This is a genomic window from Bacillus sp. FJAT-22090 (assembly GCF_001278755.1).
Classification (GTDB): domain Bacteria; phylum Bacillota; class Bacilli; order Bacillales_A; family Planococcaceae; genus Psychrobacillus.
In genome coordinates, this window is record NZ_CP012601.1 from 3,526,094 (window position 1) to 3,547,569 (window position 21,476).

Below are 21,476 nucleotides of genomic sequence, written 5' to 3' on the forward strand. Positions count from 1 at the left end.
AGATTAGAATATTTCTAACACTTGGTAAAAATGGGATGGTGAAAGAAATGGAGCCTTGGTGGAAGCGTAGTGTCGTCTATCAAATTTATCCAAGAAGTTTTATGGATTCCAACGGAGATGGAGTCGGTGATTTACAAGGTATTATCTCAAAAATGGATTATTTGAAGAAACTAGGTATAGGTATTATTTGGTTGAGTCCAGTCTATGATTCTCCTAATGATGATAATGGCTATGACATTCGTGACTATCAAACGATCATGCAAGAGTTTGGAACAATGCAGGATTTTGAACAGCTGATTGAGGAAGCGAAACAAAGAGGTATTCGAATTGTGATGGATCTAGTTGTGAACCATACTTCAGACGAGCATGCATGGTTTGTTGAATCGCGTTCATCAAAGGATTCCAACTATCGCGATTATTATATATGGAGGGATGGTAAAGAGGCACAACCTCCAAATAATTGGGGCTCTATATTTTCGGGATCGGCATGGGAAAAGGATGAATTGACAGACTCTTATTACCTTCATTTATTCTCAAAAAAACAGCCAGATTTAAATTGGGAGCACGAGCCGCTTCGAAATGATATTTTTGATATGATGACGTTTTGGTTAGAAAAAGGAATTGGTGGCTTTCGGATGGATGTCATTAACTTTATTTCAAAGGACGAGAAACTTCCTGACGGAGAGATTCACCATGAACAAGGATATGGTGATGGAAGTACTTATTTTATGAATGGGCCAAAAATTCATACATATCTACGGGAAATGAATGAGAAGGTTTTAAGTCGTTATGATGTATTAACTGTAGGAGAAATGCCTGGAGCTTCAACAGAAGATGCTCGAATCTATACAAATCCAGAAAACCAAGAAGTGAATATGATCTTTACATTTGAGCATATGAATTTAGATAGTGGCCCTAATGAGAAATGGGATGTTCGACCATTAGAATTAGTAGCATTAAAACGGAACCTCGAAAAATGGCAGCATGCACTGCATGAAGTAGGGTGGAACAGTCTTTATTGGAATAATCATGACCAACCTCGAGTCGTTTCCCGTTTTGGTGAAGATGGTGCATTTCGAGAAGTATCAGCTAAAATGTTGGCTATTTGTCTTCATATGCTTCAAGGGACACCTTATATATACCAGGGTGAAGAGTTAGGAATGACGAATGTAAAGTTTGATAGTTTAAGTGAGTATCGTGATATTGAAACGCTGAATATGTACAAGGAAAAGCGCCAGCAGGGGATTGCTCATGAAGCAATTATGTCTAGTGTTTATGCAAAGGGTAGAGATAACGCACGTACGCCAATGCAGTGGACATCTAACGGAGGTTTTACGACGGGTACACCATGGATTCGGATGAATACGAATACTTCTTTTATTAATGCGGAACAAGCCATTGCAGACCCATCGTCCATTTTTTATACGTATCAAAGGCTAATCCAATTAAGGAAAATACATGCTATTATCACGCATGGGAGCTTTCAATTATTGTTACCTGATCACCCGGATCTGTTTGTATACAAACGACAAACAGCCGAAGAAGAATGGCTAATTGTAAATAATTTTTCAGAGAAAACAAACCAACTTGTGTGGAAGGAATGTAACGTTCCTCAAACCAAAGGAAACATTATGATAGCTAACTATGATTCTCCTAAATTAGAGGGAGATATGGTTGAAGTACGACCTTACGAGTCATTTGTGATTGCTTTTGAAAGGGGAAAGTAGATTGAAGAAAGTTCTTGGTGTTGATATTGGAGGAACAAAAATAAGAATTGGTGTTGTAAGTGAGTCTGGTAACGTTATAGAGGATACAACTATTCCAACTGTTTTACCGCTATATCCTTATTTAGAAGAGCAAGTGTTAAAGATGATGGAGAATTATCCCGATTTATTAGGGATCGGAATAGGTACTAGAGGAATGGTCGACGCCAAAACAGGAGTTGTAACCTTTGAGACAGAACTTGAAGGCTGGCAAGGCACCCCTGTAAAAGCTCAACTGGAGGCAGCAACAGGTTTACGTGTGGAGATTAACAATGATGCAAATTGCGCTGCGCTTGCAGAAGGAAAACTTGGTGCAGCAAAAGACTTCGAAAGAGTAGTTTGTTTAACAGTAGGAACTAAACTTGGAGGCGGCTTCGTTTTTGATGGAAACGTGGAAAACGGAGTACATGGTGGAGCAGGAGAAGTAGGTCACTTAATCTTATATCCGCATGGCCTACTTTGTGGCTGTGGTAGACAGGGATGCAGTGAACAATATGTCTCTGGTACTGCATTAAAAAGATTAATAGAAGAGGAAAATGTCATCGATCCTGATACAGGGAAACTGGCAATATCCCATCAACTGTTTCGTCTAGCATCTACAGGACTTTCAAGTGCTATAACAGTACGCGATCGATTTCTTTCGGATTTTGCAATTGTTATATCTAATCTCCAAGCAGTGTTAGATATGGATTGCGTTGTAATTGGCGGAGGGGTTGCAGATTCGGCTGATGATTGGTGGGAGAACCTGCTTACTATGGTAGAACCACTTAAACTAAAACCATTAGAAATAAAGCGTGCCAATTTTGGAAATGAAGCAGGAATGCTTGGAGCGGCCATGCTTGTTATGGATATGATTTAATAGAAAAAACGTTTTGTCCATTGGGGGCAAAACGTTTTTTATTCGTAATCGGATGGCTAAGAAGAAAAATCGGGCGGTTGACCTGAATAATCGGATGGTTCATCAGTAAAATCGGATGGTTTGACCGAATAATCGGATGGTCTACTCATATCTTCCTTTATCAAAAAAAGTAGTGCAACCATTTATTGGTGTGCACTACTTTTTTTCAATATCCAGGTTTCTTAAGTATTTTAAACATATTTGTTTTATACCCTTCTACTCCTGGTTGGTTAAATGGATTGATGTCGAGTAAGTATGCACTATACGCACAGGCCATCATATAAAAATATAATAAGTGGCCAAGATTACGCTCATCTATTTGTTCCATTGTAATAGTAATTTGGGGAACTCCGCCATGCAAATGAGCAGATGCTGTTGCTTCGTGACATGCAGCATTAAATTCATGAAGTGTAAGGCCACTTAAATAATTCAGTTCGTCCCCGTCATTTTCTGCTTCAAAAACAGTCAAATCAACATCCGTCTTTTCAACCATTAAAAATGTTTCGAACAACATACGTTTACCGTCTTGAATGTATTGACCTAGGGAATGCAGATCCGTTGAATAAAGAACAGACGAAGGGTAGATTCCTTTCCCTTCTTTTCCTTCACTTTCTCCGAATAATTGTTTCCACCATTCTTGTACATATTTTAACTTCTCGTCAAAAGTTGCCAAGATTTCGACAGGATAGCCCTTATCATATAAATGCTTGCGGATAACAGCATATTGAATTGCACGATTCGATTTTGTATCAAATTTAGCAAATTCCTGTTCTGCTATTTTTGCGCCATTGATCAGTTGATCGATATCGAAACCTGCAGCGGCAATTGGTAACAAACCAACCGCCGTCAAAACGGAATAGCGACCTCCAATACTATCAGGTACAACATAACGTTGATATCCTTTTTCTACTGCCAGTGTAAGCAAAGCACCTTTTTCTTGGTCAGTTGTGACGATGATACGTTTTGCAGCTTGATCGCCATATCGTTTTTCCATGTACTGTTGTAAAAAACGAAATGCGATTGCGGGTTCGGATGTCGTTCCTGATTTTGAAATGACGTTCAATGTAACATCTTTATCGTCTAAATATGTCATTAATTGCTTTAAATATTCACCACTTACTAGGTGTCCAGCGAAGATTACTTCTGTCTCTTTAGTTTTTTGAAATGGTGTAGATAACGCCTCTATTACTGCTTTCGATCCTAAGTAGGATCCTCCAATACCTATGACAACCAACACATCAGAATGAGAACGAATTCGCTCAGCCGTTTCTTTTATATCGTTTAAAAAATCTTGGCTCAAAGTGCTCGGCCAATCTAACCAACCTAAAAAATCTGCACCTTCTGAAGATTTCGTTTGAATTCCTTTATGTATTGCTTCTAATTTGTTTTCTAACTCAGGTGTAAGGAGCTCAAGGTAGTCTCCAGAATAATTTATGGAAATATTCATGCTTATCCCCTTTATACAGCATATTTTTCTAACTTTTATTTTACCATTGTTTAGAAAATAAATCGCACATATTGATGCATTTCAAAGGAGTGAGGAGAAGAAGTTAGGGACATACACCAAAAACAATTAAACCAACCAAAAAAATCACATTTTGCATTAACGCAGAATGTGATTTTTTCTTCTTAAAACATTGGGAAAATATATGAAATTAGGAACCAAAGAACACCAAAGAAGATAATGAGATAAGCAGCATATTTAATAAATGTCGCACCTACTAAACCAGTATCTGTTTTTTCTTCCCGATGGACTTCTACACGTTTTTCTTCATCCATTTCTCTTCACTCCATCCCTGTATATTCTTGTAATCTACATACCCTGTAAATACCAATGTAAACAAATAAAAGCACACATTTGGTAATCTACCAAAATGTGTACTTTGTAATGTAACATCATATTTATTGAACTTCCATATGCAAATCACCAGTTTTAGCTAGTCCTTTAACTTTTAACAAATGATACACGGAAAGAGAAATAAGAGCTGGTAAAGCTACTCCTAATACAAGGTACATCAGGAGAACACCTATACCTTGATTAGCCAAGATATTAAGAGGAGCAATAAAAGAATTTAGTCCAAGTCCAGCTAAAGTGTATGGAACCTGGAAGTTAAAAACCAATATGGTGATTGGTGCACAAATAACAGAAGCAAGAAATGGACCAATAACAAGTCTTGGGTTTTTAACAATATTCGGAACTTGCACTTTAGGTGTTAAAAAAGACTGCGCAATATTTGCACCAAGATCATTTTGTTTCCATGACATCGCTGTCCACCCTGCAAACTGAGCAGTACATCCAATTAAAGCAGCTGCGCTGGAAACAGGGTCGAGTTGTAATGCAATTGCAATTGCAGCAGATGAAGCAGGGGACATAAGGAAAATACTCCAAACAAGTGCGATAACAATTGAACCCATAAGAGGGGAACCTGTTACAGAATTCGCTATAAATCTACTTAATGATTCTAATAGTGGAGTTGTTACTGTGGCTAAACCAACACCGGCGACACCTCCAATCAGTATAGATGCGAATGGGATAGCTAGCATATCTAACTTTGTCTTACCGGCAATGCGTTTTCCAACCCAGATAGCAACGATTGCAGCCAAAACAGCGCTAATCGGTTGTCCTGTAGTGAGTACCCAGGTACCCTCTGCACTAAGGTGCAAAGCATTAGCACCTACAGTACTACAAGCCATCGCACTAAATATCACTAATGTATTTCCGCCAAGTTGGTAGGCGATACCAGCTCCGATAGCAGGAGCTAACATAAGCTGTGCAGCCTTTCCAATTACTAAAAAGCCCTCCCAACCTGTAAATGATCCAAATGTTTCTATAAGAAGACCGATCCCTAGAGTGACAAGAACTGCATTTGCTAATCCTTGGGAACCCTTGTACATTCGGTCGACCAAATATTCTTTTGTCGACTGCTTCATTATGTATTCCTCCTAATATATAGTATTAAATATATCGAGAATTATTAAAAAATAAAAAGCCCTTATCAAGGACCAGCACGCTAAACTATTGATTGGCTGTTGCCACAGTAACTTAATTGATTTCTCTAATATCGTCTTCGTGTTGTCTATTATTCATGATGTCTGTTTCTCTCTTATGAAATTGTTATAATACTAATATAATTATTATTTTTAGTCAATATTAATTTTTTCTAAATTTTATAAAAAGAACGTATTTGGCAATTTGGCTAACTACGTACATTCAGTTTTATCAGCGAGTAGTGTATCAGTAATGAGCAATTAAAGTAAAAAACTGGTTAGATCATTTACTAACCAGTTTTTACTATTCAAATTCCTATTTTAAGTTGTTCCCATTCTTCCCTTAAAATACCCATGCGGATTGAATCGTAATATTCTCCATTGTAAAATCTCACTTTACGGATTCGTGCTTCCATTGTCATACCTAGTTTTTCTCCTACACGAATCATCCGCTCATTACCTGACCACGTTGTAAATCCAACACGAACTAAAGGTATAGTGCTAAATAAATGCTCTGCCCAAAGTTTTAAAGCACGTGTCCCCAAACCTTTTCCCCAATTAGCCGATTCGTGAAAAACAATCCCCATCTCTAGCCATTTAGAAGGCTCATGCTCCCAGTAATATGAAACAGTCCCGCAGGTTAAGCCTGCAACTTCAATTACCCACATATTTTCTCTTTGTACAAATGAATCGGCTTTTTCCATAAACGCTTCGAATGAGATAGCCTTATGCTCAAAATACGGTGCATCCCATTTTTTCCATTCGGGTGCCTCATCTTTATAAATTAGTTCCCAAAGTCTTGGTAAATCTCCCTTTTGTATAGGTCGTAAAATTAACTCTTCATCTTGATAAAACATACAATTCCTCTTTTCTTTTCAAGTTTTAAAATGCAGGGAATCGAATTGAAAAGAGTAGGCGAATGCCAATTACTTTTCAATCACCATTTGAAAGTTTTTCATTTTTAACACTCCTCTCGTTATATAAATTTATTATAATATAAAAATAAAATTAGTTAAAATTGGAAAATAACTAAAAGAAAAAGGAATTACTAAAAGTTCATCGAATGACTTATACGGTGAAATTTTTTTGTTAGGAGGATGAACATGGAAGTAATACAAAAAGTCATAGAGGAATATTTTAAGTCTTGGAATGATGGATTTAAAAGTAAAGATGGAGATGGAATCAGGCTGTTTATGTCTGAAAACTTTGTTGGCTATTGGGCTCATTCAAACCTCGATCAACCAGACCGATATGATTATAACTATGATTTAAACAGTGTATTAGAGCAGTATGGTAATGCAGAAAAAAGTTTTGTGCCTGTTTCTATGTCAGAACGAAAAAATGGGGAGGAGTATTTAATCATGGGAAGAGAAACAAACAGGATTGATGGTAAACCTTATTCGGCTCAATGCATGTTTGTTTGGAGAAAAGAAAAAGATAACTGGAAACTATTGCGCGAATATATTGAGTTAGAGAGGTAATAGTCTGGTTAGAAAAAGGCATGTATTATATTAAACACATGCCTTTTTCATAAAGATAATAATCTATTGATTGGTTGTTTTTAAAGCTTCACATAATTCCTCTATAGAGTTTACTATTACTCCATTTTGTTTAATCAAACCAATGACAAACAGGTTTCGATACATAAATTGGTTTTCTGTTCCATCGGCTACTAATGCATCGACTTTTTTCATATTGTCTCTTCCTTGTTGTCGAGTATCAGTATAAAGTCCAAAAATAGGACGATTTAGCATGGAAAATGCTCCAATTTCAGCAGCCACACCAGCATCTATTTCAACTCCATCAATAATAGCTACTAAAAAGTCGCTGTTCTTTAAAGCTTCTATGTCTGCATTTGCAATTGCTAAACTATCTGCGTAAGCCGATTTGTCATTTATCGCCAAGTTTTCTTGTGGTACATATAAGTCCACGCCTGGGATTGCTACTCGAACTTCTTTAGCTACCAATTCATTGACTAATCTATCCCCTAAACCAAATAACCCATTTGCTAAATAACCTTTTATCATCATCATTCCTCCAATTCATCATTAATATTGTAGAGGAAGTTAAATAAAAGCAAAAGGACATCATACACTTTTTGCCGAATTAATGTATGATTCCATTTTTTCTTATTATCTCGTATCAAAAGCTCAAAGAGGGTGTGAAAATGGATGAACTTGTATGATTTGAAAAATGAACTATTATTACTAAATAATTTAATATATTTTGACGAAAATGAATTCCTTAGAGAGAAATGCGCTGATGAGAAGGTGCTAAAGAAAATAATTGAAAAGTTTGAGGAAAAGCTTGAAACAATATCGAATTACATACTAGAGGATCAAATTTTTATTTATGGAAGTATAGGAAATTTAAATAGAATTATTGGAAATACAACGTCGGCAATTGAATGTCTAGAATATGCTGTTTCATTAAGCGAAGAGAATAAAAAGATAGCCAATATAATTCGACTTGGGGAAGCGTTAAAATATGATGGACAACATGAATTGGCATTAAAAAAGTTTGAGCAAGCAATTAATATGTGTACGTTGGATTTAAATTATACTACCCTACTAGACTTTGCTTATCAGCATAAAGGGAAGTGTCTTTTAGAATTAGGGCAGCCGATTATGGCTTTGGATAATTTTCAACAAGCATTGTCATTAAGGCAAGTAAAAGGGGATTCATCTTTAATTGAATCCACTCTAAAGGCTGTTAAATTTACAAAGCAATATGGAGGTATTTAAATGGGACTATCAATAATTGAGCAGGCAGAAATTCAAACCTTAGCATCCAGATTGGATACTATTCAATCGATAGAAGGTAATCCAATGGGCGTTCATCAATTGGTAAAGGGAAAAACGCATGCTTTTTCTGTTAAAAAAATTCCTGGTCCGGCTTTTAATACAGTGCGAGGGTTAAACGAATTGGATTTACTACACTTAGAGGAAATTTTTCGATTTTATAAAGATCTTTCCATGAACTTTAGAATAGAAATAACACCTGAAAATAGCTCGGATCAATTATTCCGTGCATTAACTGAACATGGTTATTATCAATCTGGTTTTCATAATTCATTTATCGGTGAAACAGCTAATTTAAAGGGACAGAGCCAACAATCAGAAGTGGAGATACGTCCATTGATGAAAGATGAGTTTGATTTATTCGCTTCAATTTATGTCCAGGCTTTTGGTCTTCCCGGTTTTACTAAAGATGGTATAAAGCAAAATAATAAGGTTTTATTTGATGTACCTGGTTGGGATTTTTATGCTGCATATGTGAATGATGTGCCTGCTGGAATTGCTGTTTTGTTTATCAAAGATGGAATTGGAACATTGGCAGCCGCTGCAACTTTGCCAGAATATCGGCGAAAAGGTGTACAAGCAGCTTTACTTCACAAGCGGATACAAGTTGCTATGGAAAAAGGAGCAAAATATATTGTAAGTGAGACATCTTTTGGAACTGCTAGCCATCGAAATATGGAAAGGGTAGGTATGAAATTAGCTTATACCAAAGCTTTATGGAGTAAATTCCGATAAAGAGGTGATTAAATGAACGGATATGTGTATACAAAGACTTTAGGGGTGATAGTAGGTACGATGACTATCATTGGAGCGATAGTGTTTGGAATATTGTCCTTTATAGGAATGAGTTTATCAACAGCATTAAATAAAAGTAATGATTATTCATCATCTGATAAATTAGCTATATTAATCCTAATGATACTATTACTTCTGTTTGGTTTAATCACTGGAATTGGTTCATTTTTTCTTAAAAATAAAGCTTGGAAATTTATTTATACTGGATTATGTTTAACGCTTGGTTTTGGCTTGATTATAACCTGTTTACTATCATTTGGCTCGATTGGTTTTAAAAATGAACTTTTCATTATGTTCATCGGAATTATTTATTTAGTTTTAGGACATTTAGCAAGCAAGAATAAATAGGAAGAAATTTTAGGTCACTGAAAAAATTCAGTGACCTATTTTGTCATTGTCTTAATCAGTATGATAAAAAGAATTTTGTTCATACTATTTTATATGCAAGAACTTCCTGAAAATAATATTTACTTGCGAATCTTTGTACTAATTTTGCAATTTTGAATTCGAGATAATCACTTGCTTATGAGAAGGGGAAAGGGTAGTATAAATAAAATCTTTCTTGTATCCACTTTGGATTTTTTGGGTCAATCCTTTATAGCTGAAGATAGAGAAACTTAGAATACTTGAAGTTTGATTAAATATGAATAAGGGAAGGGGTAGGTATAAACTACTCTTTCTATTTAAAGCCCCTATTTTTTATTTTTTTCATTCAACGGAAAAAATGAAAAATAAGGGCTAGTTAATTTAACAACTAGGAGTTGCTTGGATGTATTTTATATTGAATGTTATAGGTATTATTGTGGTACTTGGTCTTGTATATTTATGTTCTCCAAGTAAGAAAGAAGTTAGATGGAGACCAATTATTTCTATACTAATTGTTGAATTCCTTGTTACAGCATTTATGTTAGGAACAAATATCGGTGGTTGGGTCATCAATAAAATTGCCGATTTCTTTATATGGCTAATCGAATGTGCTAATGAAGGAATCGCTTTTGTTATTCCATCTTTCTTTGGAAATGAATCGGTGGACTTTTTAGTTAGTGCATTGCTTCCGATTATTTTTGTCGTAACCTTTTTTGATATTCTCTCTTACTTTGGTATATTAACTTGGCTGATTGATAAAGTTGGTTGGGTTATATCAAAAATATCAGGACTACCAAAATTAGAGAGTTTTTACTCCATTCAAATGATGTTCCTAGGAAATACGGAAGCCTTAGCTGTTATAAGAAACCAACTAGCAGTATTAAAGGATAACCGTTTACTTACTATAGGGATCATGAGTATGAGTTGTATCAGTGGATCCATAATAGGTGCCTATTTAACAATGCTCCCAGCCGAGTATGTTTTTAGTGCCATTCCATTAAACTGTTTAAACGCACTTCTCATTGTCAGCTTACTAAATCCAATAACCGTTACAAAAGAAGAAGATATTATTTATACACCACCTAAATCAGAGAAAAAGGATTTCTTCTCTACTATTTCGAACAGTATGATGGTTGGTATGAACATGGTAATCGTAATCGCAGCAATGCTTATTGGATATGTTGCTTTAACTGCTGCGGTAAATGGAATATTAGGTGTGTTCGTGGATGGTCTGACTATCCAAAAAATATTTGGTGTAATTTTTAGTCCATTTGCCTTGTTGCTTGGCTTACCAATGCAAGAAGCTATGTATGTTGCGGAGCTGATGGGGACAAAATTAGCGACAAATGAATTCGTTGCCATGGTAGACTTAAAAGATCAATTACAAACGTTGTCACCGCATACCGTAGCTGTAGCTGCGACATTCTTAACGTCGTTTGCGAATTTCAGTACGATTGGTATGATTTATGGATCATACAATTCCCTATTGTCAGAAGGGAAGTCCGCTATTATAGGTAGAAACGTTTGGAAACTTCTTGTCAGCGGAATCGCTGTTTCCTTATTAAGTGCTGCAATTGTAGGTTTATTTGTTTGGTAATAAAACCGCATTAACTAAACGTAAAAAGACTCGAATTTTTTCGAGTCTTTTTTTGGTATAAAAAAGTTTTCGTATATTAGTTCCTTCAAGCATATATAAAGTAATAAAGGAGGGATGTGAAATTGGGAATTATATCAATTATTTTGCAGGTTTTATTAGGTTTCTCGTTTTTGATGGCTGGATACGGTAAAGTAACTGGCTCGAAGATGCATGTTCAAAACTTTAATCATTGGAAGTTGCCACAGTGGTTCCGCGTTGTTACCGGTATTGTTCAATTAGCAGGGGCATTGGCATTATTTATCGGAATTTTGGCGCATAGCTGGGCAGCTGTTGGAGCGCTGATAATTGGAATCACAGCCATTGGTGGAATTTTGACACATCTACGTGTGAAGGATTCTTTCAAACAAACATCCACGATTTTATTTCTAGGCATATTAGCGTTTATTGTATTTTTCATTAACTTTAGTCATTTATCTAATTTTCCTGGATTCTAAGAAAGCTCATTTTAAAGAAGAGGATGAATTTCATCCCTTCTTTTTTTGTGAGTTCAAAAAAAGGTAAATGATCGAAAATGGTCGAATAAAATAAACAGGTTGCAAATGAAGACCTATTTGAATTAGAAAAGGAGTGTTTCTATTGAAACAAGCTTTATTGATCATCGATGCTCAGCAAGAATTGATAGAAGGGAATCAAAATGAAAAAAGTGTATTCAATAAAAAAGAGCTAGTTGCTAACATTAACTTAGTGATATCAAAAGCTTTAGAATCTAATGCAATCGTATTATTTGTCCGAGACACGGATGTTTCGGAGGGAAAAGGGGAAGGCTTTCAAATACATTCGGATATTACCATTCCATTAGATGTAAAAATATTTGATAAGGCAGCTACTAATTCGTTTCACGGAACAGGACTAAAAAATTACTTAGAGGAAAATGCGATCAAACATGTCGTTATTATGGGGTGTAAGACCGAACACTGTATTGACACCGCGGTTAGAACTGCAACAGTAAATAATATGGATGTAACGTTAGTTGGGGATGGGCATTCTACAAACGATTCCACGATCCTTTCAGCAGAACAAATCATTAACCATCATAATAAAATACTTCATGGTCATTATAATGTTGAACATTTTTCCGTTGTACGAAGTGCGCATGAAGATTTGTTTCAACCGACACATGATACGTATCGATAAATTTTTTTTAAGCCGTACCTTTTAGCTCCCTTTTTCCGTTTATATAAGTGAAAGACAAATTTTTAGGAGGGATAAACATGCGGCCGCTTGTTGAAAAAACTCCCATTGAAATGAATGATGAATTTGAGATGGCAATCGAGCCTTACTTGCTCGATTTAAAAAAGTATTGTCTATCCCTTACGAATACCAAATGGGACGGGGAAGATCTAATGCAGGAGACCCTTGTAAAAACGTATGAAAGCTGGTTGAAAATGCCTAAACAAATAGCGAAGGCTTATTTGTATCGGATAGCTTCTAATACGTGGATTGATAAATATCGTAAACGAAAAATAGAAGAAGACATGTATCAAGATGTAACCAAGATTAAATTAAATGATGATGAACCTCATACAGAATCAATAACACCGACGATTAATCGATTACTCAACGAGTTGACAGCCAAACAACGGACAGTCGTATTGTTAGTATTTGGTTTTGGTTACACTGTAAAAGAAACAGCTAACTTTCTTTCTTCTAGTGAAGGGTCTATAAAAGCTGCCCTTCATCGTGCTCGTAAAAACTTAAAACAGCTAGTCCGACAAGAACCCCTTTACGAGCTTGAAGAAGAATGTACTATTCCATATATAGATGCTTTAAAAAATGGAAGTCCTGACACCGTCTTACGACTTTATCAAGAAGAAATACAAGCTCCGTTCATGCAAGCTCAAACTAATGAGCCAAAATGTAATTCAATCCCAGTGGTACAATCTTTTGTGGGTAGCGGTACTCCTTATGTGCTTATCTCGATTCCAAAGAAAAATGGTGGAGTCCTAATGGTTCCTTTTTATCAATTAGAGCTATCGACCTTGCTGTCGCAAATAGCTTGGATGGAGCAAAAAGAGCTTTTAGCAGTAGCCTAAAGAAGGAGTTATTAAATGTCTAATCTTATTCCATATGTGGTGGAGCAAACAAGTCGCGGAGAGCGTTCCTATGATATTTACTCTAGATTATTGAAAGACCGAATTATTTTCCTTGGCTCAGAAATCAATGATGTAGTTGCAAATAATATTGTGGCACAAATGCTGTTTCTAGAAGCAGAGGATCCAGAAAAGGATATTTCATTGTATATTAATAGTCCAGGTGGATCGGTAAGTGCCGGCTTTGCTATTTACGATACTATGCAGATTATTAAACCTGATGTTCGGACTATTTGTACAGGGTTGGCAGCATCTTTTGGTGCAACGATACTCGTTGCAGGTACAATAGGAAAACGCTTTGCCTTACCCAACAGTGAAATTATGATTCATCAGCCGCTTGGAGGAGCGCAAGGTCAAGCAAGTGATATTGAAATTAGTGCTAGACGTATCCTCCTGATGAAAGAGCGGATCAACCGTATTTTTTCAGAACGAACAGGCCAATCAATCGACAAAATTGCAAAAGACTCAGACCGTGATTATTTCATGACAGCAGAAGAAGCGATGAATTACGGTATAATCGATCAAATTATTTAAACAAAAGCTCCTCATCACTTAAGATGAGGAGCTTTTGTTATCCTATGATGGCTAGTAATACTGCAATGCCTTAGGTCTATACCATATAAACGAAAATGTCATTATTTTAAAAGGAAAAGATTAAACCATTGTCGAATTAGAGTAAAACACATTAATATGAGGTGATAGAAATGATAAATCAAATGGTACTGGAACAACTTTTTTCCACGGAAGAGCATATGGAAGAACTTTCAGAGCTACTCGTTCAAGTAGTAGATGATGGAGCTTCAGTTGGGTTTTTACCACCACTACAGCTTTCCGATGCTATGGACTATTGGGAGGATGTTCTAAGCCCTAATGTCATCTTGCTTGTGGCGAAAAGGAACAATCGAATTGTCGGTAGTGTACAGTTACATTTATGTGAAAAGCCGAATGGTGTTCATCGAGCGGAAATAGCAAAATTAATGACACATCCTCATTATAGACGTAATGGAATTGGTCGTTCCTTGATGGAAAAAGTAGAAGAGAGAGCAATTAAAGAAGGAAAGTCTTTATTGGTTCTAGACACAAGAGAAGGAGACCCCTCCAATCTCCTCTACACTTCATTAGGCTATATTCCAGCAGGTAAGATTCCGAACTTTGCCCAATCCGAAACTGGCGAATTACAAGCGACAATCATCTACTATAAAACATTATAAAAAAATTAGGTGGTAAACAATTAGCTTAAAGACGAACGCCACAAGATTATCGTAAGACGAAGGGGTGGTCGTGACTGCAGTCACGACCACCCCCATCATTAATCCCACGGTAATGTTGTAGCCAAAGTCTGACCATAGCACTCCTGAATCGATTGAAAACAGATATTAGAGTGTGCTTCAAGTAATTTTCTTTTTATTGTCCAAGATGTTCTACATTACTTGCACTCAGCAGATTTCCGTCAGGATCTTTAAAACCAAATCCTCCAATGCCCTCCTCATTAATATTCAATGGTCCCACTTCAATATTTTTCTTTTCTAGAAATTTGTAAAAGTCCTTTAGTAAAGGAGTATAGAAATCGATAATACTATGCTCTATTTTTGATTGATTATTAGTAAACGAAAGGGGTTGGAAGTCCTCTGTCTCTACTAAATAAATCGTAGGAACTCCTTTTTGATGAAAAGACAACATTGCCGCCTTCTCACCTTTAAAATCTATAAACACACCAAGTACAGTTGTATAAAATTCAATGGAAGTTTCCAAATTACTTACCGGAATCTCTATTGTGGAAATGCGCGAAATGAAGTGAGTCATACGTTTTTAATCCTCCTTATTATTAAGAAATATTCCACATTGGAATGGCGAATTCCTGCCTCTTAATAAAAAGGTAAAAAAATTTACATTTTATCTATAGAGTAATATTTTTTACTCTATAGAGAAAAAAGATGTTGCATTTAAAAGTAAAATAAATTACTATTAAAAGTAACGAGGAGGGGAAATAATGGATGAAATACGTTTGAACGTTGCCTTATTAAGAAGAAAAGTACCTAACCTAACAACCGCTGCTAAATCGATGGGAATTCGGCCAGCAACTGTCTCGAATTTATGCACAGGAAAAATTGATTTAGGGAAGGCTGAGGTACGAACGCTAGTAGGTCTTGCATCATTAGCTAACTGTACGGTAGATGAGCTTATAATAAGAGGGGAGAAGTTGAATATGATTGAAACGAAAATTAAAACATTGGATTTCTTTGCGCCGCTCGTAAAAGAAGGTATGACGGGTTTAATAGCTAGACCAGGTATGGGGCAGGTTGTCATTTTAGCTGAATTAATGCATCGATTTAAAAAGAGCAATTATACAACTGTATTCTTATTGCCGACAACGGAATACAGTGTATTAGAAGGGACCATAGAGTTAGCTGACTATAAAACAAAATCGATTGAGGAGACATTCAAAAGTCTTTCTTCAATTTCGGGGGATATCATTTTTATAACGGATAAAAGCTATATTGTTTCCGGAGAACTTTTAGATTTGCAAGAAAAGCTAGTGGCTGAAAATATTAATAATATTACAACCATATTATTAGACCTTTCTGGGGAAGTAGTGGATGAGGAAATGCCTTATGGTCCTTTAGAAACGGTATGGCAACTAGATGTTGATCTCGCTACAAGACATTTGTATCCAGCGGTGCATCCGTTATATTCTACATCCTCAATAATTGAAGGAGTAGATTTAGATCAACGTCATTTTAACTTAAGGCAACGTGCTCAAAAGTTATTAAGAAGATATCGAGAACTGCGTTCGATCGTAACAGTTCATGGCAAAGATAAGATCCGAGACACTGATCTAGAAACATACGAACGAGGCACACGTTTAGAAGCCTATTTTACTCAACCGTTTTTTGTCGCTGAAGAAGTTACGGGCCAAGAGGGTAAAGAGGTAACTATGGAACAGACGCTAAAAGATGTTGAGTATATTTTAGAGGGTAAAGCTGACGATCTTTCGATTAAAGAGCTAATGTTTAAAGGAAGTTTAGTATAACAAAAAAGTGAGTGGAATTAACTTCCACTCACTTTTTTTAATGGAAAATAGTGTTTAGTTGGAATCTTAGAGTATTTAGTTGGAAAAATGATTACTTTAGTTGGAATATCTAATGAAAGTAAATCTTTCAAGTGCATCTTTGAGTCGTTTAGGAATTACGAACGAAGGAAAAACTAATCAAAAATAATAAGGAGGACTAGACCAAATGAATACAATGACTAAAAATACTAAGAAGCACGAAAATCGTTTATTATATGCGCAACGCAATATGTGGACAGGCATCCTGTTTGGCTTTGGTTTTGTTGCGTTTATTGATGAGGCTGTTTTTCATCAGCTTCTTCATTGGCATCATTTTTATGATAAGTCGACGACGGATATTGGTTTAGTGTCCGATGGTTTATTTCATGCCTTTAGCTTTTTTGCAACAATAGGATCTTCCTTCTTGCTAGCTGATCTTCACCGTCGTCATGCCTTCTGGTTAAAGCGATGGATAGGTGGAATATTTTTAGGAGCAGGTGCATTTCAACTTTATGATGGGATAATTCAGCATAAATGGATGGGACTACATCAAATTCGTTATGGTGTAAATATTCTTCCTTATGATTTAGTATGGAATATTTCTGCAGCAATTATGATTATTATTGGTATATTCCTTCTTTATAGTACTCGACAAAGAGCACAATGAAAGGAGTAGAACACATATGCATACTAATCACCAAGCCTCTACTAGCGATATAGACATTTTTCAAGTGGTCCTGGCTACTCCTTTTCTTCTTGCATTCATTCTTTATATAACAGCAGTAATAATATCTAATCGCAGAAAAAAACAATGGCCGGTGTATCGTATGGTTTTTTTGATACTGGGTATATTATCAGCAACGATTACAGTCATCGGATCATTGGCTCAACAATCACATACAAATTTTTCTGCACATATGATTGGGCATCTTTTACTTGGTATGCTTGCCCCGCTTTTTATAGCAATAGCTGCACCGATGACCCTTATATTGCGAACACTTCCTGTACCCGTTGCAAGGAAAGTTTCTCATGTATTACGTAGTTGGCCACTGCAAATCCTTCATCATCCTATCACCGCGTCTGTATTGAATGTCGGAGGTCTATGGTTACTTTATACAACTGAGTTGTTCCTTATGATGCACCAAAACATGCTTCTATATGTGTTCATTCACTTCCATGTTTTTCTTGCTGGTTATTTATTTACTATTTCAATCATTTATATTGATCCGTCCCCAAATAGAAAAAGTTTTGTTTATCGATCCGTAATTTTATTATTTGCGTTGTCTGGTCATGCAATCCTTTCTAAGCACATCTATGCCCATCCTCCAGTTGGCGTTACGAGATTACAGTCCGAACTTGGAGGGATGATTATGTACTATGGTGGTGATGCTATAGAAGTAGGTTTGATTTGTGTTTTGTTTTTCCAGTGGTACAAACATTCCCGTTTGCGGGAACAATCTAACTTACAATCGTATAAAAAGGGAGGGTTTCACATAAAGCATAATCCAGAGAATTATACGGTCGTTGGTACAAACATAGAAGAGGTAAAAAGATTAAATGCGAATTCAGGGATGAGTTATAAAGAACTGAATGAATGGTTTGCTAAAAAAGTCAAAGGCGAAAATCAAGATAGAACAGGTCAACCAACAAAGAGTGAAGGAAAGGTGTGAAGTGATGCATATAAGATCATTTGTAATTAAATTAATTATGACTACTGCCGTTCTTTGGGTTGTTTTAGGCTTATTTTTTGGTGTTGATTTATCCGAAATATTAATAACTAGTGTAGTTTTAACTGTTGTTGGTTTTATTGGGGATGAGTTTATTTTGCCGAGGATTGGCAATGTCCTTGCGGCAATCGGTGATTTTGTTCTTGCCTTTGCGGTGATATGGTTGCTGGGTTATAACCTATATGATGAACCAATTGCATTAGGGACGGCAGCATTTATATCTGCTTTAATTCTAGGAGTTGGTGAAATGTATTTCCATCGTTATATGCAAATGAATATTTTTGAACCAGAAAAATCCAATCCAGATGAAAAAACTGGATATTATCAAAGAACTAATTTACAAACAGAATTTGCAGAAGAAGCAGATTTAGATAAAATGTCTGGAGACGTTAGTGATAACAAGAAGGACGAATCAAAGCCACATAATATGTATTAAAAAAGTATAATTTCCTCCATTCAGACCAATCTAAGATGGTCAAGGAGGTGAGCATTTCATGGGAAACAATAATCGTAATAACACGGTTCGTAATAACAACCAAAACAACCAAGCTGAGTTCGCTGACGACTTCAACTTTCAAAATTTAAATAATACGAATAACAATGAGCGAAATAATAATAAAAACAAAAACAATCGTAACAAACAAAACAATAAACAAAAATAATACTCGATAAATGAATACAGTTCTTCCTAAAGGGATATTAGGAAGAACTGTGTTTTTGTTTAGCGTTTCACGGATTGAGGTATAATCTATCAAAGGAATAGATCAGGGGGTCGTTTAGATGGTGGAGAAAATAAAAATACATAATCTTACTATCTCCAAGGCATATATGACGTTCCTGTTTCCTTTTTCTTTTCGTGAGAAAGAACGAATCGAGTTAATGGAGAACTTAAGAAAGCACGATTTCAAATTTTTTAAATTAGAAAATAATGAGTTGCAGGATCTTTATTATGGAAAAGGTATTAAAGTTAGTCATAAAGAATTAGATCAGTTTTTTTTACCGTATATTGAAGATAAACTATTTCCTTTTTCTACTAAAGACAGAGGTTTTTTACGTTATTCCAAACAAATAAGGGACTCCTATGTTTACGAAGTAAATGGAAACAACTTAGATTTTACATTAAATAGCATCGATATTATATTGTGCCCATTTGGAATAGGATTAATAACCATTCGCACAGAGATGGATAAAAAACAAGAAAGTCTAACGAACGTTTTGGATTTTATGAATCATTTTCGTGTATTAGAGGCAAAGATTGAAGAGGAAAAAGGCGGTAAAATAATTCATCAATGCGGAAAGTTTGATTCAACTAGTGAGCTTATTCTAGATTATTTATGCCATAATTTAAAGCCATTTATCATACGAAACAAGAAATTAGAAGGGTACTACGGAAGCTTACCTTACTTTGAGGATGAACGAATGCTTGCGTCTGCCTTTTTTATAGCAGGCGAGAACCAGACAATAACGAATGACCAATTATTTAGAATGGGACAGTTGGATGGAAAAGATTTAAAAGGGCAGGAGTTTATCTCGGCGAATAATCCAAAATATATTGAACGCTATATAGAGAAACGATTGTATGATCGATGGGCTCCAAATACATATATTATTACTTCTGAACACACACAGACTACTGTTTCAGTGGAAAAAAATCATGAGTTAGAGAATGAAATTTCACACTTTATGGGTATTCATTATTATAATTTATGGCTTCATTACTACTATAAAATAATGCTGTTAAAACTCTCTTTCGAACATAGCGAAGTAAGTTGGTCAAAGGATCAGGAATATGTAGAGGAATTAATAGAAATGATTTCAAAGTTCGATTCTCACTACTATTTTAAAAATGTTTCTGTTCGAATGGAAGGTAAAGAGCTTACAAAAATATTGAAGGAGACATTCAATATAAACACTTTGTTTGAAGAAGTGAAAAATACGGTAGATGACCTTAATCAGGCACAGGAAAAACAACGAGATAAGAGACAAAACATGTTGTTATTTATGTTAACGGTTTTTACAGTGATTTCAGGAATTTATGGTATGAACTTAATTATAGAAGACTGGAAAGGGAAAACGGATTGGTCAAAAGTATCGGGGTACTCCTTTTTTGAATGGATATCACTGCTAACAGCATTAATAGGGATTTCATTATCTGTTCTTTTACTTGCTTCGGAAGGAATAAAAGGTATTCGTAATATATATAGGAAAAGAAAAAGAGATTCCTTTAAATAACTTTCTATCGATACGATAGAAAGTTTATTTTATGTTTCACTTTCCGATCATTATCCATTATATTAAAGTACGAAAAGAAAATAAGGGAAGTTATGAGACGAGGTAAGTTATAATGAGTCAAGGAACTACATCGAAATCCATCGTATTACCATTGATTATTTCTATAGTTGCAATTTCCTTTGCTGCGATTTTTGTGAAATGGTCGAATGCACCAGCAACTATTTTAAGTATGTATCGCATGATTTTAGCATGCTTTTTATTATTACCAATTGTATTGATTAAAAGAAAAGAGTTTCAAAAAATAACTAGAAGAGAATGGGTTTTGTTATTCATTTCTGGCTTATTTTTAGCACTTCACTTTGCACTTTGGTTTGGTTCGTTAAAGTTAACTACTGTAGCAAGTTCTACAATTATTCTTGCTCTCCAACCAATTATTGCTTTGATTGGTGGTGCGATTTTCTTTAAAGAACAAACAACTAAATCTGCCTTAATGACGATGGCAATAGCAGTTGTAGGAGCAGTTATGGTAGGGTGGGGTGATTTTGGTTTAAGTAAAAATGCGATTATTGGAGATATCCTTTCATTCTTAAGTGTCATTGCTGTGGTGGGATATCTATTAATAGGACAAAGTGTCGTCAAAAAAGTATCCCATTGGATATATAGTTTTTCTGTTTTCGCTTTTGCAGCAGTTGCGTTGATTGTGTACAATATTGCAACAAGCGTTCAGATAAGTGGTTACGATGCAAAAGAATGGGGTATTTTTGTGCTACTTGCAATAGTGCCGACCATATCACATGTGATTAACAACTGGCTAATGAATTTTGTTAGTGCAACTACTATATCTATGAGTATTTTGGGAGAGCCGGTAGGGGCGACTATTTTAGCGGCAATTATTTTAAACGAACGACTCGTAGCCATGCAAATTATGGGAGGCCTACTTGTGTTGCTGGGAGTATTTTTCTTTTTGCTGCAGCAAATAAAACGAAATGAAAAGGTAAAAAAACTAGACAACTAGTAGACTAAATATAAATTGTTTAATCCTACTAAAACAAAAAGACTACAAACAACTTATTTTTTGAGTTTGTCTGTAGTCTTTTTATTTATCATTTA

The 21,476-nt window shown here is 35.5% G+C and carries 25 protein-coding genes; 19 read left to right on the top strand and 6 right to left on the bottom strand.

The features are described from left to right. Window positions 1-47 precede the first annotated feature (47 nt). Window positions 48-1,727 carry a glycoside hydrolase family 13 protein gene (locus AM499_RS17730; RefSeq protein WP_053592268.1) on the top strand — a complete coding sequence of 560 codons (1,680 nt, stop codon included), beginning with the start codon at window positions 48-50 and terminating at the stop codon, window positions 1,725-1,727. Window position 1,728: 1 nt separating this feature from the next. After that, a complete protein-coding gene (locus AM499_RS17735) occupies window positions 1,729-2,622 on the top strand; it encodes an ROK family protein (protein WP_053591446.1) in 894 nt (297 codons plus the stop codon). A 205-nt stretch (window positions 2,623-2,827) separates the two neighbouring features. Here the strand turns inward: AM499_RS17735 and AM499_RS17740 are convergent, their stop codons facing one another. The 4 genes from AM499_RS17740 to AM499_RS17750 all read right to left on the bottom strand — a co-directional run bounded on the left by AM499_RS17740 (window position 2,828) and on the right by AM499_RS17750 (window position 6,506). After that, on the bottom strand, window positions 2,828-4,108 hold the full coding sequence (locus AM499_RS17740) for a glucose-6-phosphate isomerase (protein ID WP_053591447.1): 1,281 nt from the start codon (window positions 4,106-4,108) through the stop codon (window positions 2,828-2,830). 182 nt (window positions 4,109-4,290) lie between these two features. Then, window positions 4,291-4,440 carry a hypothetical protein gene (locus AM499_RS21895; RefSeq protein WP_172794361.1) on the bottom strand — a complete coding sequence of 50 codons (150 nt, stop codon included), beginning with the start codon at window positions 4,438-4,440 and terminating at the stop codon, window positions 4,291-4,293. A gap of 123 nt (window positions 4,441-4,563) precedes the next feature. Further along, on the bottom strand, window positions 4,564-5,592 hold the full coding sequence (locus AM499_RS17745) for a PTS sugar transporter subunit IIC (RefSeq protein ID WP_053591448.1): 1,029 nt from the start codon (window positions 5,590-5,592) through the stop codon (window positions 4,564-4,566). 365 nt (window positions 5,593-5,957) lie between these two features. Continuing rightward, a complete protein-coding gene (locus tag AM499_RS17750) occupies window positions 5,958-6,506 on the bottom strand; it encodes a GNAT family N-acetyltransferase (protein WP_053591449.1) in 549 nt (182 codons plus the stop codon). A gap of 246 nt (window positions 6,507-6,752) precedes the next feature. Between AM499_RS17750 and AM499_RS17755 the strand changes: the two genes are divergently transcribed. Further along, window positions 6,753-7,130 (top strand): nuclear transport factor 2 family protein, encoded by a 378-nt coding sequence (locus AM499_RS17755; protein WP_053591450.1) that lies wholly within the window; start codon window positions 6,753-6,755, stop codon window positions 7,128-7,130. 63 nt (window positions 7,131-7,193) lie between these two features. Here AM499_RS17755 and AM499_RS17760 read toward each other — a convergent pair whose 3' ends face one another. Beyond that, on the bottom strand, window positions 7,194-7,676 hold the full coding sequence (locus tag AM499_RS17760; protein ID WP_053591451.1) for a nucleoside 2-deoxyribosyltransferase: 483 nt from the start codon (window positions 7,674-7,676) through the stop codon (window positions 7,194-7,196). Window positions 7,677-7,820: 144 nt separating this feature from the next. Here AM499_RS17760 and AM499_RS17765 point away from each other — a divergent pair, with 144 nt between their 5' ends. From AM499_RS17765 to AM499_RS17805, 9 genes are all read left to right on the top strand, one after another. After that, complete coding sequence (locus AM499_RS17765) at window positions 7,821-8,393, top strand: tetratricopeptide repeat protein (RefSeq protein ID WP_053591452.1); 573 nt, start codon at window positions 7,821-7,823, stop codon at window positions 8,391-8,393. Then, window positions 8,394-9,185, top strand: coding sequence for a GNAT family N-acetyltransferase (locus AM499_RS17770; RefSeq protein ID WP_053591453.1), 792 nt, complete (start codon window positions 8,394-8,396; stop codon window positions 9,183-9,185). Window positions 9,186-9,197: 12 nt separating this feature from the next. After that, entirely contained in the window at window positions 9,198-9,593 is a 396-nt protein-coding gene (locus AM499_RS17775; RefSeq protein WP_053591454.1) for a hypothetical protein, read from the top strand. A 421-nt stretch (window positions 9,594-10,014) separates the two neighbouring features. Beyond that, window positions 10,015-11,208: a NupC/NupG family nucleoside CNT transporter gene (locus AM499_RS17780; protein WP_053591455.1), complete on the top strand. Its 1,194-nt coding sequence runs from the start codon at window positions 10,015-10,017 to the stop codon at window positions 11,206-11,208. A 122-nt stretch (window positions 11,209-11,330) separates the two neighbouring features. After that, window positions 11,331-11,702 carry a DoxX family protein gene (locus tag AM499_RS17785; RefSeq protein ID WP_053591456.1) on the top strand — a complete coding sequence of 124 codons (372 nt, stop codon included), beginning with the start codon at window positions 11,331-11,333 and terminating at the stop codon, window positions 11,700-11,702. A gap of 142 nt (window positions 11,703-11,844) precedes the next feature. Continuing rightward, window positions 11,845-12,402 carry an isochorismatase family protein gene (locus tag AM499_RS17790; RefSeq protein WP_053591457.1) on the top strand — a complete coding sequence of 186 codons (558 nt, stop codon included), beginning with the start codon at window positions 11,845-11,847 and terminating at the stop codon, window positions 12,400-12,402. 77 nt (window positions 12,403-12,479) lie between these two features. Continuing rightward, a complete protein-coding gene (locus AM499_RS17795) occupies window positions 12,480-13,301 on the top strand; it encodes an RNA polymerase sigma factor (RefSeq protein ID WP_053591458.1) in 822 nt (273 codons plus the stop codon). Window positions 13,302-13,316: 15 nt separating this feature from the next. Further along, window positions 13,317-13,892, top strand: a complete 576-nt coding sequence (clpP, locus tag AM499_RS17800; protein ID WP_053591459.1) for an ATP-dependent Clp endopeptidase proteolytic subunit ClpP — start codon at window positions 13,317-13,319, stop codon at window positions 13,890-13,892. Between the two features lie 170 nt (window positions 13,893-14,062). Continuing rightward, on the top strand, window positions 14,063-14,569 hold the full coding sequence (locus AM499_RS17805) for a GNAT family N-acetyltransferase (protein ID WP_053591460.1): 507 nt from the start codon (window positions 14,063-14,065) through the stop codon (window positions 14,567-14,569). Between the two features lie 193 nt (window positions 14,570-14,762). Here AM499_RS17805 and AM499_RS17810 read toward each other — a convergent pair whose 3' ends face one another. Continuing rightward, window positions 14,763-15,161, bottom strand: a complete 399-nt coding sequence (locus AM499_RS17810) for a VOC family protein (RefSeq protein WP_053591461.1) — start codon at window positions 15,159-15,161, stop codon at window positions 14,763-14,765. 187 nt (window positions 15,162-15,348) lie between these two features. Here AM499_RS17810 and AM499_RS17815 point away from each other — a divergent pair, with 187 nt between their 5' ends. From AM499_RS17815 to AM499_RS17840, 7 genes are all read left to right on the top strand, one after another. Continuing rightward, window positions 15,349-16,389, top strand: a complete 1,041-nt coding sequence (locus AM499_RS17815; RefSeq protein WP_053591462.1) for an ATP synthase beta subunit C-terminal domain-containing protein — start codon at window positions 15,349-15,351, stop codon at window positions 16,387-16,389. A gap of 205 nt (window positions 16,390-16,594) precedes the next feature. Continuing rightward, window positions 16,595-17,074: a DUF2243 domain-containing protein gene (locus tag AM499_RS17820; RefSeq protein WP_053591463.1), complete on the top strand. Its 480-nt coding sequence runs from the start codon at window positions 16,595-16,597 to the stop codon at window positions 17,072-17,074. Window positions 17,075-17,090: 16 nt separating this feature from the next. After that, on the top strand, window positions 17,091-18,077 hold the full coding sequence (locus tag AM499_RS17825) for a cytochrome c oxidase assembly protein (RefSeq protein WP_082355301.1): 987 nt from the start codon (window positions 17,091-17,093) through the stop codon (window positions 18,075-18,077). 4 nt (window positions 18,078-18,081) lie between these two features. After that, window positions 18,082-18,570 (top strand): YndM family protein, encoded by a 489-nt coding sequence (locus AM499_RS17830; RefSeq protein ID WP_056830728.1) that lies wholly within the window; start codon window positions 18,082-18,084, stop codon window positions 18,568-18,570. A gap of 58 nt (window positions 18,571-18,628) precedes the next feature. Beyond that, window positions 18,629-18,796, top strand: a complete 168-nt coding sequence (locus AM499_RS21900; protein ID WP_172794360.1) for a hypothetical protein — start codon at window positions 18,629-18,631, stop codon at window positions 18,794-18,796. Window positions 18,797-18,914: 118 nt separating this feature from the next. Further along, a complete protein-coding gene (locus AM499_RS17835) occupies window positions 18,915-20,366 on the top strand; it encodes a magnesium transporter CorA family protein (protein WP_053591465.1) in 1,452 nt (483 codons plus the stop codon). 112 nt (window positions 20,367-20,478) lie between these two features. Next, the gene (locus AM499_RS17840) at window positions 20,479-21,381 is read left to right on the top strand and encodes a DMT family transporter (RefSeq protein WP_053591466.1); all 903 of its coding nucleotides are present in this window, start codon (window positions 20,479-20,481) and stop codon (window positions 21,379-21,381) included. The last annotated feature ends 95 nt before the right edge of the window (window positions 21,382-21,476 follow it).

Coding starts and splice junctions, on each gene's coding strand:
- AM499_RS17760 (WP_053591451.1), bottom strand. CDS start 7,676: ATGATAAAAGGTTATTTAGCAAATGGGTTATTTGGTTTAGGGGATAGA.
- AM499_RS17765 (WP_053591452.1), top strand. CDS start 7,821: ATGAACTTGTATGATTTGAAAAATGAACTATTATTACTAAATAATTTA.
- AM499_RS17835 (WP_053591465.1), top strand. CDS start 18,915: ATGGTGGAGAAAATAAAAATACATAATCTTACTATCTCCAAGGCATAT.
- AM499_RS17750 (WP_053591449.1), bottom strand. CDS start 6,506: ATGTTTTATCAAGATGAAGAGTTAATTTTACGACCTATACAAAAGGGA.
- AM499_RS17740 (WP_053591447.1), bottom strand. CDS start 4,108: ATGAATATTTCCATAAATTATTCTGGAGACTACCTTGAGCTCCTTACA.
- AM499_RS17810 (WP_053591461.1), bottom strand. CDS start 15,161: ATGACTCACTTCATTTCGCGCATTTCCACAATAGAGATTCCGGTAAGT.
- AM499_RS17775 (WP_053591454.1), top strand. CDS start 9,198: ATGAACGGATATGTGTATACAAAGACTTTAGGGGTGATAGTAGGTACG.
- AM499_RS17795 (WP_053591458.1), top strand. CDS start 12,480: ATGCGGCCGCTTGTTGAAAAAACTCCCATTGAAATGAATGATGAATTT.
- AM499_RS17805 (WP_053591460.1), top strand. CDS start 14,063: ATGATAAATCAAATGGTACTGGAACAACTTTTTTCCACGGAAGAGCAT.
- AM499_RS17840 (WP_053591466.1), top strand. CDS start 20,479: ATGAGTCAAGGAACTACATCGAAATCCATCGTATTACCATTGATTATT.
- AM499_RS17770 (WP_053591453.1), top strand. CDS start 8,394: ATGGGACTATCAATAATTGAGCAGGCAGAAATTCAAACCTTAGCATCC.
- AM499_RS21895 (WP_172794361.1), bottom strand. CDS start 4,440: ATGGATGAAGAAAAACGTGTAGAAGTCCATCGGGAAGAAAAAACAGAT.
- AM499_RS17820 (WP_053591463.1), top strand. CDS start 16,595: ATGAATACAATGACTAAAAATACTAAGAAGCACGAAAATCGTTTATTA.
- AM499_RS17830 (WP_056830728.1), top strand. CDS start 18,082: ATGCATATAAGATCATTTGTAATTAAATTAATTATGACTACTGCCGTT.
- AM499_RS21900 (WP_172794360.1), top strand. CDS start 18,629: ATGGGAAACAATAATCGTAATAACACGGTTCGTAATAACAACCAAAAC.
- AM499_RS17745 (WP_053591448.1), bottom strand. CDS start 5,592: ATGAAGCAGTCGACAAAAGAATATTTGGTCGACCGAATGTACAAGGGT.
- clpP (WP_053591459.1), top strand. CDS start 13,317: ATGTCTAATCTTATTCCATATGTGGTGGAGCAAACAAGTCGCGGAGAG.
- AM499_RS17825 (WP_082355301.1), top strand. CDS start 17,091: ATGCATACTAATCACCAAGCCTCTACTAGCGATATAGACATTTTTCAA.
- AM499_RS17755 (WP_053591450.1), top strand. CDS start 6,753: ATGGAAGTAATACAAAAAGTCATAGAGGAATATTTTAAGTCTTGGAAT.
- AM499_RS17730 (WP_053592268.1), top strand. CDS start 48: ATGGAGCCTTGGTGGAAGCGTAGTGTCGTCTATCAAATTTATCCAAGA.
- AM499_RS17780 (WP_053591455.1), top strand. CDS start 10,015: ATGTATTTTATATTGAATGTTATAGGTATTATTGTGGTACTTGGTCTT.
- AM499_RS17815 (WP_053591462.1), top strand. CDS start 15,349: ATGGATGAAATACGTTTGAACGTTGCCTTATTAAGAAGAAAAGTACCT.